This window comes from Actinotalea ferrariae CF5-4, from assembly GCF_000603945.1.
Classification (GTDB): domain Bacteria; phylum Actinomycetota; class Actinomycetes; order Actinomycetales; family Cellulomonadaceae; genus Actinotalea; species Actinotalea ferrariae.
In genome coordinates this window covers 1-15,181 of sequence record NZ_AXCW01000102.1, presented here as the reverse complement: position 1 = coordinate 15,181, position 15,181 = coordinate 1, and the positions used below count along the sequence as shown (strand labels likewise).

The following is a 15,181-nucleotide window of genomic DNA, read 5'->3' as shown; positions in this document are numbered from 1 at the left end:
GGACGGCGCGGGGAACCCGCCACGATGGCGCGACCGCGGTCCTGCCGCGCGTCCACGGAGGTCGACGGTCCGCGTTGTCAGGGGGCGCGCCTACCCTGGACCTCGACATGGACACGCTCTTCTCCGACCTGCCGCTGGCCGGCGTCCCGCGCACCACCGAGGGCCGCCTCCCGCGGGCGGTCCCCCCGCGCCCTGCCGCCGACGACGACGCCACGGGCTCTCCCGGCGAGGCCCCGGCGGGCACGGCGCAGGCGCGCGACACGGCCCGCGCGGACGCGCTGCTCGAGGGCCTGAACACCGAGCAGCGGGAGGCGGTGCTGCACGGTGGGTCGCCGCTGCTCATCGTCGCCGGTGCGGGGTCGGGCAAGACGCGCGTCCTGACGCACCGGATCGCGCACAAGCTCGCGACGCACCAGGTCCGGCCGTCCGAGGTCCTGGCGATCACCTTCACCAACAAGGCCGCGGGCGAGATGCGCGAGCGCGTCGAGAGCATCGTCGGCCCGGCCGCCCGCTCGATGTGGGTGTCGACGTTCCACTCCGCCTGCGTACGCATCCTGCGACGCGAGCACGCCGCGTTGGGGATGCGCTCGTCCTTCTCGATCTACGACTCGGCCGACTCCCAGCGCCTGCTGACCCTCGTGGCCCGCGAGCTGGACCTGGACGTCAAGAAGTACCCCGCGCGCGCCCTCGCGTCGAAGATCTCCAAGCTCAAGGACGAGTTGGTCGACCCCGACACGTACGCGCAGAGCTCCGGGGCGGCGTCGGGGGAGGCGGACCAGTTCGACGCGGTCCTGTCCTCGGTCTACACCCGCTACCAGCAGCGGCTGCGGGCGGCGCACGCGCTCGACTTCGACGACCTCATCATGACCACGGTGCACCTGCTCCAGGCGTTCCCGGAGGTCGCCGAGCACTACCGCCGCCGGTTCCGGCAGATCCTCGTGGACGAGTACCAGGACACCAACCACGCGCAGTACGTGCTGGTCCGGGAGCTGGCGGCGGCCGGCGAGCAGGGCGTGCCCGCCGAGCTGACCGTCGTCGGCGACGCCGACCAATCGATCTACGCGTTCCGCGGCGCCACGATCCGCAACATTCTCGAGTTCGAGGCCGACTACCCGGACGCCCGCACGATCCTGCTGGAGCAGAACTACCGCTCGACGCAGACGATCCTGACGGCGGCGAACGCGGTCATCTCCCGCAATCCCGGCCGCAAGCCCAAGCGGCTCTGGACGGACTCCGGCGCCGGGCCGCAGATCGTCGGGTACGTCGCGGACAACGAGCACGAGGAGGCCCGGTTCGTCGCCGAGGAGATCGACCGCCTCGGGGACGCCGAGGGCGTCCGGCCGGGCGACGTCGCCGTCTTCTACCGGACCAACGCGCAGTCCCGCGCCCTGGAGGAGGTGCTCATCCGGGTCGGCCTGCCGTACAAGGTCGTCGGCGGCACGCGCTTCTACGAGCGCAAGGAGATCAAGGACGCCGTCGCGTACCTGCGCGCCATCGCCAACCCGGACGACGACGTCAACGTCCGCCGCGTGCTCAACGTCCCCAAGCGCGGCCTGGGCGACCGGTCGGAGGCGATGATCGCCGCGTTCGCCGAGCGGGAGCGGATCTCCTTCGGTGCCGCGCTCGAGCGTGCCGACGAGGCGCCGGGCGTCGGGACCCGGGCGGTGACCGGGCTGCGCGCGTTCGCCGAGCTCATGTCCGGGCTGCGGGATCTCGCCGACTCGGGTGCGGGCCCGGCCGAGGTCCTCGGCGCGGTCCTGGACCGCACCGGCTACCTCGCGGAGCTGCGGGCGAGCGACGACCCGCAGGACGGCACGCGCGTGGAGAACCTCGCCGAGCTGCACGCGGTCGCCACGGAGTTCGAGCAGGCCGAGCCCGACGGCGACCTGACGGACTTCCTCGAGCGGGTCTCCCTGGTCGCGGACTCCGACCAGATCCCCGACGTCCGCGAGGGTGAGGACGTCGAGGCGGCCGTCGCCGCCGCGCGGGAGCAGGGCGTCGTGACCCTCATGACGCTGCACACCGCCAAGGGGCTGGAGTTCCCGGTCGTGTTCGTGACCGGCTGGGAGGACGGGACGTTCCCGCACCTGCGGTCCCTCGCCGACCCCGACGAGCTCGCCGAGGAGCGCCGGCTCGCCTACGTCGGGCTCACCCGCGCCCGGCTCCGGCTCTACATCTCCCGCGCCGCGGTCCGCACGGCGTGGGGCGCGCCCAACGAGTTCCCCGCCAGCCGGTTCCTCGACGACGTCCCCGAGGAGCTCGTCGACTGGAAGCGCAAGGAGTCGAGCATGGCCGTCCTGCGGGCCGGCGGCAGCAGTGGTTGGGGCTCCGGCGCCTCGGCCTGGGGCGGACGCGGCGGCTCCGGCGGCTCCCGGCCGCGCCGGGACCTGGACAGCCCGGTGGTGACGCGCAAGGCCTTGCCGTCGACGGGAGCGACCTTCGGCTCCGCGACGCCGCGCCCCGCCGGCGACGTCCCGTCGCTGGAGATCGGCGACAAGGTGACGCACGACGCCTACGGCATGGGCACCGTCGTCGCGGTCGAGGGCGCCGGCCCGAACGCCGTCGCGAAGATCGACTTCGGGACGGACGGCACGAAGCGCCTCCTCCTGCGCTACTCCCCGGTCACCAAGCTCTGACGCCCCGGCTCTGCGCTGGGCCAAAGCCTCATGGGCGCTGTGAAGGTGCGCGCTCATGCCGAGTTCCGGATGCCGGTTGCGGAGGTGCGGAGTCGCTGCCCGCCCCACCGAATCCGTGCTCTTGCGACGCCCGGATCCGCCGCGTCCAGCGCGTCTACTCGATGACCTTGAGCGGGCCCTCGGCGATCGTCGGCGCCTCGAAATGGTCGAAGTACGCAGCGGCGAGCGCCTCGGTGAGCGGGAAGTCGTCGGCGTGCGCAGCTGCACGAGCACGGACACGAGCGAGCACGACGTCGCGCTGGGTCGCCAGGTAGATCGTCTCGGGCTCGACCCCGAGCGGCTTGAGCAGCTCGCGGTAGCCGTCCCGCATCTGGCGGGACCAGAACGAGAAGTCGAGCACCACGTCCACGTCGTGCGTGACGAGGTCGATCAGACGTGCACGCAGGTCGGCCTCGATCTCGCGATGGACCCCATCAGGAATCGGCATCGAGCGATGCCCCCGATGCCACGCCACGTCGTCGAAGGACAGCCGGGTCATGCCCTCGGACTCGAGCCGACGCGCAATCGTCGACTTGCCCGAACCCGCGGGGCCGCACATGAAGATCACTCGGCGCACCTCCGCAAACTACCTCGACCCTCCCGCCTGTGGCCGCCCCGCTCCCGAACCCTGCGCTGTTAGCTGCGCCCAGGTGCGCGCGGTCATGCCGCATCCAGGCTTAGGTCGTCCCTCCAGGTCGAGGCGTCCGGCTACGCCGCCGCGACCCCCTGCCGGGAGCCGGGCCTACGGGTCATGGCCGGCACCACTACCGGGAACACGACAGCGGCGGTCAGGTGCTGCGGACGGCGGTCGACCGGGCGAGCTCGACGGCCTCCCGCCAGTCGGCGCGCTGACCAATCATGAGCCGCAGGCGCAGGACGGCTCGGCGCTGGTTGACGCCCAGGGCGCCGGTCACCCGATCACCGGTGCGGTAGAGGGCCAGCAGGTCGCCGGTCTCGGCGGAGCCGGCGACGGTGGTGACCTCGTCACTGTCCGGCACACCGACGAACTGGATGCGGTCGGTGACCCAGTCCGACCAGAAGTACGGGACGACGTCGCAGGTCACCGGCTCACCCGTGCCGACGGCGTTGCGGCCGGCGACCATGCCCTGCTCCGCCGCCGAGGTCCAGTGCTCCAGGCGCATCGACCGGTCGAATGTCGGGTTGTGCCACCGGGCGACGTCGCCGGCCGCGTACACGCCGGGGGCGCCGGCGTTGAGCGTCGCGTCGCAGACGACGCCGTCCTCGATCGTCAGGCCTGAGCCGCGGAGCCACTCCGTCACGGGGGCAGCGCCCACCCCGACGAGCACGAGGTCCGCCGGCAGCACCTGGCCGTCGGCCAGCCGTACCGCCTCGAGGGTGTCCTTGCCGACGACAGCCTCGACCACGGCACCGCACCGCACATCGATGCCGTGCCGCGCGTGCAGGCCACCGAGAGCCTCGCCCATCGCGGGACCGACCGCCCGCACGAGGGGCACGTCGGCAGCCTCGAGCACGGTGACGTGCGCGCCGAGGTGCATCGCGGAGCAGGCGAACTCGGAACCGATGAAGCCTGCGCCGATGACGACGACGCGGCTCCCCGGGCGTAGCGCCGACCGCAGGGCGACGGCGTCAGCATGGCTGCGCAGCGTGTGCACCCCAGCCGGCCCGTGCATCCCTGGCAGCAGTCGTGCGGTCGAACCGGTGGCGATCACCAGCCCGGTGTAGGGCAGCTCCTCCGCCCCGACCGCCACGGTCCTCGCGGCCGGGTCCACCGCGGTGGCGGTCTCGCCGAGCCGGAGGTCGACGTCGAGCTCGCCGCGCAGGCTCTCCGCGGTGCGCAGGTACCTGAGGGCGGCACTCTCGGTCAGGAACGCCTTGGACAGCGGAGGACGGTCGTACGGCGCGTCGGTCTCGGTCCCGAGGAGCGTCACGGCCCCGGTGAACCCGCCGAGTCGGGCGCCCTCGACAGCGCGCACCCCCGCCAGGCCGGCCCCGACGACCACCAGGCCGGCTGTGCTCATCCGAGCAGGCGCAGGGCTTGCTCCGGGCACTGGTTGACCGCGTACCCGATGTCCACCCTGTCCTCCTCCTCGAGCGTCCGGGGGACGACGCGCGCCTTGCCGTCGTCGTCGACCTCGAAGACGTGCGGAGCGATGGCCTCGCACACCCCGTGCCCGGCACAGGCGGCGGTGTCGATGTGCACCTCCATGAGACCTCCTTCATGGCGCGCCGTGCGGCACGCTGGTCGACCCGATGTCCCGGCAGGCGCGACGACGGGCGCCGCACGCAGGGCGACGGCCCTGCACGATAACCGACAGGCCGCTCCGGGAGAGGCGGCGCTCAGAAGCTCACCAACCGAGCGCTCCACGAGCGAACGCGTCGTCCCCGGCCGTCAGGCCACGGCGCTGCCGAGCTCGCGGGTCAGCGCAGGATGCCGCAGACGGCCGGGTCCGTCGCCTCGGCCGGCAGGCTCGGGTCCAGCTCGCTGGCCCCCTCGTCACTGAAGCTGTACATCCCGTCGCCGTCGTAGTCGACGCCGTGGATGACGACGACGCCCTCACCGGCGCGGATCGCATCGGCGATCTGCTTCGGGGTGCCCTCGCCACCGGTGTAGCCGGTGCCGGCCACCGGCGTGAAGTTCATGTCGCCGCGCTGGTAGTGGTAGCTGCCGTCCTCCGCGACCGGGAACCGGTCCACGGCGAGAACGCTGGCGGGGGAGGTGTCCCCGGTGGTGGTCAGGGAGAGGACGACAGGGCCGTAGGCGGGCACGCCCTCGACGGTGGTGATCCGGCCGTCGCCGTCGGCGTCGTCGAACAGGCCCGGGCACTCGTTGCGGGCGTCGTCGCCGTAGTGGATGTGCTGGGCATGCGGGGCGTCCGGCGTGAGGCCGTGGGCGTGCACCTCGGTGGAGAGGATCTTCTGGTTGCGGACGACGACGGTCGCCGTGCCGTACGCGCCGGAGCCGTTGAGCTGCGTGAGGTCCGCGTTGAGCGTGACGGTCTTGTCCTGGCCCCGGTTCCCCTCCTGCTGGTGGGCCAGGGCCGGGGTGGCTCCGACGAGAGCGACGGCGCAGAGAGCCGCCGCGGTGGTGCCGAGTCGTGCGGTGCCGTGTCGCTTGTTCACTGTCTGCTCCTCGGTTCGGACCGGGCGGGTGAGCCCCGCCGTCCGTGAGGTTCGGAGACCGGAGGGGAGCGGATGGGTCGGATCGCCACGGATCCGTACAGATCGGCACGGTGTCGGCGAGGAGACACGGTCCGGGCGGGGGTCGGGCGACACGGAGACGCGCCGTCGGCGCCGCAGTTCTGCGGGAGACTGGACGACACCACCCATCCACCGACGAGGAGACACCACCGTGCCCCAGGGAACCGTCCGCTGGTTCGACGCCGACAGGGGGTTCGGCTTCCTCGCCCGCGAGGACGACGCCGAGGACCTGTTCGTGCACGCGTCCGAGATCCTCGGCGGTGACGGGACGCGGCTCCTCCGGGAGGGGCAGGTCGTCGAGTTCGAGGTGGGCGAGGGGGACCGCGGCCCGCAGGCCCGCCGCGTCCGGGTCACGGGCGACCAGGCCGTCGACGGGCCGCTGGGCGTGCTCGGCACGGTCAGCTGGTACGAGCCGACCAAGGGGTACGGCTTCGTGGCCCCTGAGGGCGTTGGCGCCGAGATCTTCGTGCACAGCTCGGCCATCGTGGGTGGCGGCGTGATCGTGGACGGGCAGCGTGTGGCGTTCCTGGTCGTGGAGGGGGAGAAGGGGCCGCAGGCCGACCACCTGCTCCCGCTCGGACCCGGCGCCGCGCAGCAGGCCGCCGTGTCGGACGGGGCGGACGGCACCGTGTCGTTCTACGACGCGGACAAGGGCTTCGGGTTCGCCACGCAGGACTCCGGCGGCGAGGACGTCTTCGTCCACGCCAAGGCGCTGGCCGGAGGGCTGACCGAGCTGTCCGAGGGCGACCGCATCACCTTCGAGGTCGCTGCGAGCGACCGGGGGCCGCAGGCCCGCGACGTGCGGCTCGTGGGCGGTGCGGCACGCCGGGGCGCTCCGACGGCGCCCGCAGCGTCCGCGCGTGGTCGGTCGGCGCGCCCGACGGCGTCCGGCGCGCCGGCACGCGGCGGGGAGGGTGTGGTCTCGCGCTACGACGCCGACCGCGGGTTCGGCTTCATCGCCCCGGATGCCGGCGGCGCCGACCTGTTCGTGCACGTCTCGGTCGTCAAGGGCGCCCAGGCGCTGCAGGAGGGCGACCGGGTCCGGTACACGGTGCGTCAGAGCGATCGGGGACCGCAGGCGGACCGCGTCGAGCGGCTCTGAGCGTCACGGCGCCCCGTCGGCCGGTCTCGGCTGCCGGGGCGCCCGCCCTCGTCGCGGGCACCGGCATCAGCCGTCACGTCAACGATCGCTCGTCGGAGATGTCGTACTCCGTCACGGACGCGGCGAGGATGGCGGCGCTCTGCTCGTCGCTGGGTCCGCTCCCGCGGAACGTCTCCACGGCGGTTCGTGACACCCAGCGTTCGAAGACGTTGATGCGACCGGGGTCCAGGACGTCCGCCGCGAGACTGAAGTCCAGGCAGCCCTCGGCGGCGCGGGCCTGTCGGACGACGTCGGCGCAGTCGGAGAGATAGGACTCCCGGACCGAGGGATCGACGACGAGGTGTCCGGCAACGATGATCATCGGTTCCTCCGAGGGCGGTGGGTGGACTCCGGCGGCGACCGGGCGTGAGCTGGTCGGCACGCGGCCCTCAGCTCGTGGCCGAGACGATCCAGATGTGGTTGCCGTCCGGGTCGCGCAGGGCGAAGAGCAGCGGCACCCCCGGCATCGGGTCCGGCACCGGGTCCAGGTCGATGCCGCCGACGGCGCTGAGGCGCGCGTGCTCGGCGAGCACGTCCTGCACCTCGACACCGATCGCGGAACCGCCCGGCGTCCCGCCCATGGGCGGGTTGAGGGCGAGCCGGGCGGTGGACCCGGGCGGGGCCACCTCGAGCCAGCGGTGCTCGCCGTCGGGGCCGAAGCGGACGTCGCCGCGCAGCTCCCAGCCGAGCGTGTCCGTGTAGAAGGAGAGCGCGGCGTCCTGGTCGGAGACGACGAACATGACGGTCGCGAGCGAGGCCTGCGGGGCGGGTGTGGTGGTCATGCCTGGGTAGACCGTAGGCGCGCCCGGAACTCATCGGCCTGCGGACTGCGGGCTGTGGCGACCGGACCGCGCGGCGCGCGCGGCCGGGCCGCGGGTGCCGGCCCGCCCTGCCGCGCCGTTGTGCCGGTAGGGCCGGAGGGGTAGAACCGGAAGATGGCACTCGGCTGGAAGCTGGTGGTCGACACCCGGGACGCGCCCGCGCTCGCGGAGTTCTGGGCGGCGGCGCTCGGGTACGAGGTGGAGGACCCGAGCCGCCTCGTGGAGCAGCTGCTGGCCGCGGGGCAGCTGCCGGCCGACCAGGCGAGGCAGTACGGCGGGATGCAGACCTTCCGGGGTTACGCGGCCATCCGCCACCCGGACGACCCGTTCGACGGGACGAGCGGCATCGGCCAGGGGCGGCGGATCCTCTTCCAGGACGTGCCCGAGGCCAAGACGGTCAAGAACCGCCTCCACATCGACGTCCACGGTGAGCGCGGGCGGCTCGAAGAGCTCGTGAGCCGCCTGGAGGGCCTCGGCGCACATCGCCTGCGCGAGGTGGACGAGGGTCCCGTCGGCCACTGGTGGGTCATGACCGACCCGGAGGGCAACGAGTTCTGCGCCACCTGAGGCCGTCGCGGACCACACCGAGGGCTTCCGCGGCTCCGTCTCCTACGGGCGCCGGCGGGAGTTGCTGCACCACGCCTCGAGCCGTTCCCGACCGTCGAGCACTTCGCCACGGTGCTGGAGGCCTGAACCGCACGGCGTGTGACCGGCCTCACGTCGGGACGGAGATATCTCGATGTGAAGAGATCTTCGGGCGCGGGCTACCATCGCGGGGGCGACGCGGCCACGAACGGCCGGGGCCGATTCGACGGAAGGGCGACAGGGTGGACCTGTTCGAGTACCAGGCACGTGACGTCTTCGAGAAGCACGGGGTGCCCGTGCTGGGCGGCGTCGTCGCGACCACGCCCGAGGAGGCCCGCGCGGCCGCCGAGCAGCTCGGTGGCGGGACCGTCGTCGTCAAGGCGCAGGTGAAGACGGGCGGCCGCGGCAAGGCCGGCGGCGTCAAGCTCGCCCACTCCCCGCAGGAGGCGGAGGATCGCGCCCGGGAGATCCTCGGCATGGACATCAAGGGTCACACCGTCCACCGCGTGATGATCGCCGCGGGCGCGAAGATCGCCGAGGAGTACTACTTCTCCGTCCTGCTGGACCGCGCCGAGCGCCGCTACCTCGCCATGGCCAGCGTCGAGGGCGGCGTGGAGATCGAGCAGCTCGCCGTCGAGCGGCCCGAGGCCCTCGCCCGGGTCGCGGTCGACCCGCTCGTGGGCATCGACCAGGCGAAGGCCGAGGAGATCGTCGACGCCGCCGGGTTCGCCGCCGACATCCGCGACCAGGTGGTCGAGACGATCCAGAAGCTGTGGACCGTCTACGCGGAGGAGGACGCGACCCTCGTCGAGGTCAACCCCCTGGTCAAGACCGAGGACGGCCGCATCGTCGCCCTGGACGGCAAGGTCACGCTCGACGGCAACGCGGACTTCCGGCACCCGGACCACGCCGCGCTCGAGGACGCCGAGTCGGCGGACCCGCTCGAGGCGCAGGCCAAGGAGCACGACCTCAACTACGTCAAGCTCGACGGCTCGGTCGGGATCATCGGCAACGGCGCGGGCCTCGTCATGAGCACCCTGGACGTCGTCGCCTACGCGGGCGAGGCCCACGGCGGCGTCGCCCCGGCGAACTTCCTCGACATCGGCGGCGGTGCCTCCGCCGAGATCATGGCGGCCGGGCTCGACGTCATCCTCGGCGACCCGCAGGTCAAGGCCGTGTTCGTCAACGTCTTCGGCGGCATCACCGCGTGCGACGCGGTCGCCAACGGCATCGTCAAGGCGCTGGAGATCCTGGGCGACCACGCCACCAAGCCCCTGGTCGTGCGGCTCGACGGCAACAACGTCGCCGAGGGCCGGGCGATCCTGCGGGCCGCGAACCACCCCCTGGTGACGCTCGCCGACACCATGGACGGCGGCGCCGACAAGGCCGCCCAGCTGGCGCACGCCGCCGCGGCCGTCTGACCCGAGACCACGAGCAGAGAAGAGAGAACAGACAGATGGCGATCTTCCTGACCGAGGCCTCCAAGGTCATCGTCCAGGGCATGACCGGCTCCGAGGGCATGAAGCACACGACGCGCATGCTCGCCTCGGGCACGACCGTCGTCGGCGGCGTGAACCCGCGCAAGGCCGGCACGTCCGTGTCCTTCCCCCAGGGCGACGGCAGCGAGGGCACCGTGGACATCCCCGTCTTCGGCTCCGTCGCGGAGGCGATGGAGGCCACGGGCGCGGACGTGTCCGTGATCTTCGTGCCCCCGGCCTTCACGAAGTCGGCCGTGCTCGAGGCCGTCGACGCCGGCATGCCGCTCACCGTGATCATCACGGAGGGCGTCCCCGTCGCGGACACCGCCGAGTTCTTCACCGCGGCGCAGGCCAAGGGTGTCCGGCTCATCGGCCCGAACTGCCCCGGCATCATCAGCCCCGGCAAGTCCAACGTCGGGATCATCCCGGCGGACATCACCGGCCCCGGCAAGATCGGCCTCGTGTCGAAGTCGGGCACGCTGACCTACCAGATGATGTACGAGCTGCGGGACTTCGGGTTCTCCACCGCCATCGGCATCGGCGGCGACCCGATCATCGGCACGACCCACATCGACGCCCTCGCGGCGTTCGAGGCGGACCCGGAGACCGAGGCCATCGTCATGATCGGCGAGATCGGCGGCGACGCGGAGGAGCGGGCGGCCGAGTTCATCAAGGCCAACGTCACCAAGCCGGTCGTCGGCTACGTCGCGGGCTTCACCGCACCCGAGGGCAAGACGATGGGCCACGCCGGCGCGATCGTGTCCGGCTCGTCCGGCACCGCGCAGGCCAAGAAGGAGGCCCTCGAGGCCGCCGGCGTCAAGGTCGGCAAGACGCCGTCGGAGACCGCCGACCTCATGCGGCAGCTCATGTCCTGACGGCTCTCCGCGCTCGTCCGACGGCGCCGTGCCCGCGAGGGTGCGGCGCCGTCGTCGTCACCCTTGTCGTCAGCCCGGTCGTCAGCCCGGTCGTCACCCACAGCGGGCGGGACGTCAGGCACCGAGGAAGTCCGTGACGGCGGCCGCCGTGGCCTCGGGCCGTTCGAGCATGGGCAGGTGCCCCGTGTCGAGGTCGCTGGTCCACGCCGCGTCCAGGCGCCGCGCGAACCGGTCCTGCAGGGTCGCGGGCAGCTGCGCCGGGCCGGGCCGGCCGGCCGCAGCGCCGCCCGCCTGGCCGCGTCCCTCGACGTGAGCGTGCGCACCATCAAGCGCGACATCTCCGCACTGCAGCAGGGCGGCTTCCCCGTCTGGGCGCGTCCCGGCCCCGGAGGCGGGTACGTCGTCGACGCCGCGGCCACGCTCCCGCCGGTCACGGTCACCCCGGCGGAGGTCTCCGGCCTGGCGGCCGCGGTGGCCGCGCACCGTGGGCAGCCCTTCGACGGTCCCGCGCGCGCCGCCCTGGCGAAGATCCTCGGCGTGATGGATCCCGCCGCGCGCGACCGGGCCACCGCGCTGGGCGCCCGGCTGTGGATCGACGACGTGGCGCAGGGACCGCCCGCCCGCGCCCGCCGCGCGGTCGAGCAGGCCCTCGAGGAGGGACGCGTGCTCTCGCTGCGGTACCGCGACCGCGGGGGCGAGGTCCGCGCGACGTCGGTGGACCCGGTGCTGCTCGCGCACACCCAGGGCACCTGGTTCCTCGTGGGCCTCTGCCGCTCCGACGACGCCCTGCGCTGGTTCCGGCTCGGCGACGTCGAGGCCGCCCACGTGACGTCGGTCGCCGCCCGGGTCATCCCGGTCGAGGCCGTCGGCACGCCGCCGCCGACGGCGCACCCGGTCGCCGACCTCTGAACCGGACCGCTCACCTGAGAGGCGCCAGGACGATGGACCCGCCCACCGGGACAGGGGCGTGGTCCGATGGGAGGGGACGACCGGAGGAGCAGCACGCATGGACGAGAGCACGCGCACCGACCGAGGCGCGCCCGCCCACGACGCCGACCCGGCGGCTGCTCCGGCGGCCGGGTCGCCGACCACCGAGGGCGCGCCCGCCTGGCACGCGATGGCGGCCGACGACGTCCTGGCCCGCCTGGGCACCGACGTCGACGCGGGCCTCACCGACGACGAGGCCGCGGCCCGCCTGCGCGACGTCGGCCCCAACCGTCTGCCGGAGCGGCGCGAGCGCGGCCCCCTGCGGCGCTTCCTCGCCCAGCTCGACAACCCGCTCATCCTCGTCCTCCTCGCCGCGGGGGTCGTGACCTTCCTCCTGCGCGACTACGTCGACTCCGCCGTCATCGTGGGCGTCGTCCTCATCAACGCGGTCATCGGCTTCGTCCAGGAGGGCAAGGCCGAGGGCGCGCTCGCGGCGGTCCGGGCGATGCTGGCCACGACCGCGACCGTGGAGCGCGGCGGGCAGCGCCGCACCCTCGACGCGGGCGACCTCGTCCCGGGCGACGTCGTGCTGCTGGAGTCCGGCGACCGCGTGCCCGCGGACCTGCGCCTCGTCGCCGTCCGGGACCTGCGCGTCGAGGAGTCCGCGCTCACCGGGGAGTCCGTGGCGGTCGACAAGACCACCGCGCCCGTCGCGGCGGAGGCCGGCCTGGGGGACCGGACGAGCAGCGCCTTCTCCGGCACCCTCGTCGTCGCCGGACGGGGCCGCGGGGTCGTCGTCGGCACGGGCCCGCGCACCGAGGTGGGACGGATCGGGACGCTCGTCGGCGAGGCGCCCGCACTGGACACCCCGCTGACGCGCCGCCTCGGGCAGCTCGCGACGCAGATCACCGGGCTCGTGCTCGTCGTCGCCGTCGCGGCCTTCGCGCTGGCGTGGCTCGGCCGGGGGCTGGAGCCGGGGGAGGCGTTCCTCGTCGTCGTCGGGATGGCCGTCGCCGCGATCCCCGAGGGGCTCCCCGCCGTCGTGACGATCATCCTGGCCATCGGCACGCGCGTCATGGCCGCCAACAACGCGATCATCCGGCGGCTCCCCGCGGTGGAGGCCCTCGGGTCCGTCAGCGTCATCTGCACCGACAAGACCGGCACCCTGACCCGCAACGAGATGACCGCGGTGCGGGTGCTCCTGCCCGACGGCGAGGTGCTCGTCACCGGCACCGGCTACGGCCCGGAGGGTGACTTCACCGACCACGACGGCGTGCCCGTGGGCCCCGCCACGCTCGCGGCCCTGCGCGACGTCGTCGTCACGGCCGCCGTGTGCAACGACGCCCGCGTGGACCGCGACGGCGACGAGTGGCGCGTCGTCGGCGACCCGACCGAGGCCGCCCTCATCACCCTGGCGCTCAAGGCGGGCGAGGCGCCCGCCGCGCTCGCCCGCGAGCTGCCGCGGACCGACGTCGTGCCGTTCGAGTCCGAGCACCGCTTCATGGCCACCCTGCACCACGACGACGACGGCGCGGCCTGGGTCCTGTGCAAGGGCGCCCCCGAGGCGGTGCTCGCGCTGTGCCGGCACGACGACGGCGCGTGGCCCGAGCGGGTGCACGAGGCCGCGGCGCAGGGGGAGCGGGTGCTGGCCGTCGCGCGGGCGCGGGTGCCGACGGACCGCCGGAGCATCTCCCTGGAGGACCTGCCGGACCTCGAGGTCATCGGCATGGTCGGCATCATGGACCCGCCGCGGGAGGAGGCCGCCGAGGCCGTCGCGGAGTGCCGGCGGGCGGGCGTGCGGGTGGTCATGGTGACGGGCGACCACGGGGTGACCGCGGCGGCGATCGGCCGGAGCCTCGGCCTGGACGCCCGGGACGCGCTCACCGGCGCGCGGGTCGAGGCCATGGACGACGAGGAGCTGCGGCAGGCGTCCGTGGACCACGACGTCGTCGCGCGCGCCAGCCCCGAGCACAAGATCCGGCTGGTCGGGGCGCTGCAGTCGCACGGCGCCTACGTCGCCATGACCGGGGACGGCGTCAACGACGCCCCCGCGCTCAAGGCCGCCGACGTCGGGGTCGCGATGGGCGGGCGCGGCACCGACGCGGCCCGCGACGCCTCGGACGTCGTCCTCACCGACGACAACTTCACGACGATCGCCCGCGCGGTGCACCAGGGCCGCATCGTCTACGACAACATCAAGAAGTCGCTGCTGTTCATCCTGCCCACCAGCGGCGGGCAGGCCGCGCTCATCCTGGTGGCGCTGGTCCTCGGGATCGCGGTGCCGGTCAGCGTCAGCCAGGTGCTGTGGATCAACATGGTCACGGCCGTGACCCTCGCGCTCGCGCTGGCCTGGGAGCCGGGGGAGCGCGACGTCATGGACCAGCCACCGCGCCCCGCCAGCGAGCGGCTGCTGACCGCGCCGCTCCTGGCGCGCGTCGTCGTCGTCAGCCTGCTGCTCGCGGCGGCCGCGCTGGGGGCCTACGAGTGGGAGCTGGGCCGGGGCAGCTCGGTAGAGCTCGCGCGGACGACGGCGGTCAACGCGCTCGCGTTCGCCGAGATCCTCTACCTCTTCCACGCCCGCCGGTTCACCGGGACCGCGTTCGCGCGCGAGGCCGTCTCGGGCAACCGGATGGTGTGGGTGGTCGTCGGGGTCATGGCCGCGCTCCAGCTCGCGTTCACCTACGCCCCGCCGCTGCAGGCGGTCTTCGACACCGTGCCGCTCGGTGCGACGTCGTGGCTCGTGCTCGGTGGGCTCGGGGTGCTCGTGTTCCTCGCGGTGGAGGTCGAGAAGGCGTTCTGGCGGTGGCGTGGCGTGCACCGGATGTGACCAGGGCCGCCCAGCCCCGCCGCCGACACGCCCGCCGCCCTCACCGGGAGCCCTGCGGCGCCGGGGGACCATGACGGCGTGAGGACCCCCGTGCTGCCCGAGGTGCTGCGCCGCCGCGCGCCCGCGCCCGGGGCACCGCGGACGGGCTCCCGGCCCGGCGCGCCGCACCTGCGCCGGCTGCGGGCCGCGCTGAGCGGCTACGGCGGTGAGGACGGTGCACCGGCCTGGGTCTCCGGGCTGCTGGCCGGTCTCCAGGCCGCCGTCCTGTCCTTCCTCGTGGTCACCACGCCCGCGCTCGCGGCGTACGTCGCCACGTCCGCCGACCCGTCCAACGCCGACGTCGGCTGGCTCCGCGCCGTCGCGGTCGCCGGCGCGCTGTGGCTCCTGGGCCACGGCGGGATGCTTCCCGCGGGAGGGGTGACGGTCACCCTCGTCCCGCTCGGGATCGCGGTGCTCGCCCTGTTCAGCGCGTACGCCTCGGCGCGGCGGTCGGCGTACCCGACGGCCTCGGCCTGGTGGGCCGGGGTGGTCGGGTACCTGCTGCTCGTCGTCGTCGTGCTGCTCGGCGTCGGCAGCGCCGGCCCCGCGGGGGCCGGCGCGGGCGCGGTGCTGCGGACCCTGGTCGGCGCCGCCGTGCTCGCCACCGTCGGGACCGGCCTGGGCACCGCGCAG

General features: G+C 73.8%; 14 protein-coding genes. 8 read left to right on the top strand and 6 right to left on the bottom strand.

Annotated features, from left to right (window positions below):
• Positions 1-107: 107 nt before the first annotated feature.
• On the top strand, positions 108-2,636 hold the full coding sequence (pcrA, locus tag N866_RS10625; RefSeq protein WP_034226206.1) for a DNA helicase PcrA: 2,529 nt from the start codon (positions 108-110) through the stop codon (positions 2,634-2,636).
• Positions 2,637-2,790: 154 nt separating this feature from the next.
• On the opposite strand, the gene N866_RS10620 is transcribed toward pcrA, so the two are convergent.
• From N866_RS10620 to N866_RS10605, 4 genes are all read right to left on the bottom strand, one after another.
• The gene (locus N866_RS10620; protein ID WP_245612523.1) at positions 2,791-3,252 is read right to left on the bottom strand and encodes a P-loop nucleotide/nucleoside kinase family protein; all 462 of its coding nucleotides are present in this window, start codon (positions 3,250-3,252) and stop codon (positions 2,791-2,793) included.
• Positions 3,253-3,463: 211 nt separating this feature from the next.
• Positions 3,464-4,675 carry an NAD(P)/FAD-dependent oxidoreductase gene (locus N866_RS10615; protein ID WP_034226204.1) on the bottom strand — a complete coding sequence of 404 codons (1,212 nt, stop codon included), beginning with the start codon at positions 4,673-4,675 and terminating at the stop codon, positions 3,464-3,466.
• Positions 4,672-4,863 carry a ferredoxin gene (locus tag N866_RS10610; RefSeq protein ID WP_034226202.1) on the bottom strand — a complete coding sequence of 64 codons (192 nt, stop codon included), beginning with the start codon at positions 4,861-4,863 and terminating at the stop codon, positions 4,672-4,674. The genes N866_RS10615 and N866_RS10610 overlap by 4 nt, the downstream gene beginning before the upstream one ends.
• A gap of 212 nt (positions 4,864-5,075) precedes the next feature.
• The gene (locus N866_RS10605; RefSeq protein ID WP_034226200.1) at positions 5,076-5,777 is read right to left on the bottom strand and encodes a hypothetical protein; all 702 of its coding nucleotides are present in this window, start codon (positions 5,775-5,777) and stop codon (positions 5,076-5,078) included.
• Between the two features lie 229 nt (positions 5,778-6,006).
• Between N866_RS10605 and N866_RS22605 the strand changes: the two genes are divergently transcribed.
• The gene (locus N866_RS22605) at positions 6,007-6,957 is read left to right on the top strand and encodes a cold-shock protein (protein ID WP_034226198.1); all 951 of its coding nucleotides are present in this window, start codon (positions 6,007-6,009) and stop codon (positions 6,955-6,957) included.
• 73 nt (positions 6,958-7,030) lie between these two features.
• On the opposite strand, the gene N866_RS10595 is transcribed toward N866_RS22605, so the two are convergent.
• On the bottom strand, positions 7,031-7,318 hold the full coding sequence (locus N866_RS10595; RefSeq protein ID WP_034226196.1) for a putative quinol monooxygenase: 288 nt from the start codon (positions 7,316-7,318) through the stop codon (positions 7,031-7,033).
• A gap of 67 nt (positions 7,319-7,385) precedes the next feature.
• Positions 7,386-7,778 carry a VOC family protein gene (locus N866_RS10590; RefSeq protein ID WP_034226194.1) on the bottom strand — a complete coding sequence of 131 codons (393 nt, stop codon included), beginning with the start codon at positions 7,776-7,778 and terminating at the stop codon, positions 7,386-7,388.
• 153 nt (positions 7,779-7,931) lie between these two features.
• On the opposite strand from N866_RS10590, the gene N866_RS10585 reads away from it, so the two are divergent.
• The 6 genes from N866_RS10585 to N866_RS10560 form a co-directional block, all read left to right on the top strand.
• Positions 7,932-8,384 carry a VOC family protein gene (locus tag N866_RS10585; protein ID WP_034226192.1) on the top strand — a complete coding sequence of 151 codons (453 nt, stop codon included), beginning with the start codon at positions 7,932-7,934 and terminating at the stop codon, positions 8,382-8,384.
• Between the two features lie 260 nt (positions 8,385-8,644).
• Positions 8,645-9,823, top strand: coding sequence for an ADP-forming succinate--CoA ligase subunit beta (gene sucC / locus N866_RS10580; RefSeq protein WP_034226190.1), 1,179 nt, complete (start codon positions 8,645-8,647; stop codon positions 9,821-9,823).
• A 35-nt stretch (positions 9,824-9,858) separates the two neighbouring features.
• The gene (sucD, locus tag N866_RS10575) at positions 9,859-10,755 is read left to right on the top strand and encodes a succinate--CoA ligase subunit alpha (RefSeq protein WP_034226188.1); all 897 of its coding nucleotides are present in this window, start codon (positions 9,859-9,861) and stop codon (positions 10,753-10,755) included.
• Between the two features lie 177 nt (positions 10,756-10,932).
• Positions 10,933-11,664 carry a helix-turn-helix transcriptional regulator gene (locus tag N866_RS10570; RefSeq protein WP_245612521.1) on the top strand — a complete coding sequence of 244 codons (732 nt, stop codon included), beginning with the start codon at positions 10,933-10,935 and terminating at the stop codon, positions 11,662-11,664.
• A 97-nt stretch (positions 11,665-11,761) separates the two neighbouring features.
• Positions 11,762-14,509, top strand: a complete 2,748-nt coding sequence (locus tag N866_RS10565) for a cation-translocating P-type ATPase (protein ID WP_081802552.1) — start codon at positions 11,762-11,764, stop codon at positions 14,507-14,509.
• Between the two features lie 78 nt (positions 14,510-14,587).
• The coding region (locus N866_RS10560) for a cell division protein PerM (RefSeq protein ID WP_245612520.1) at positions 14,588-15,181 on the top strand (594 nt) is incomplete at its 3' end.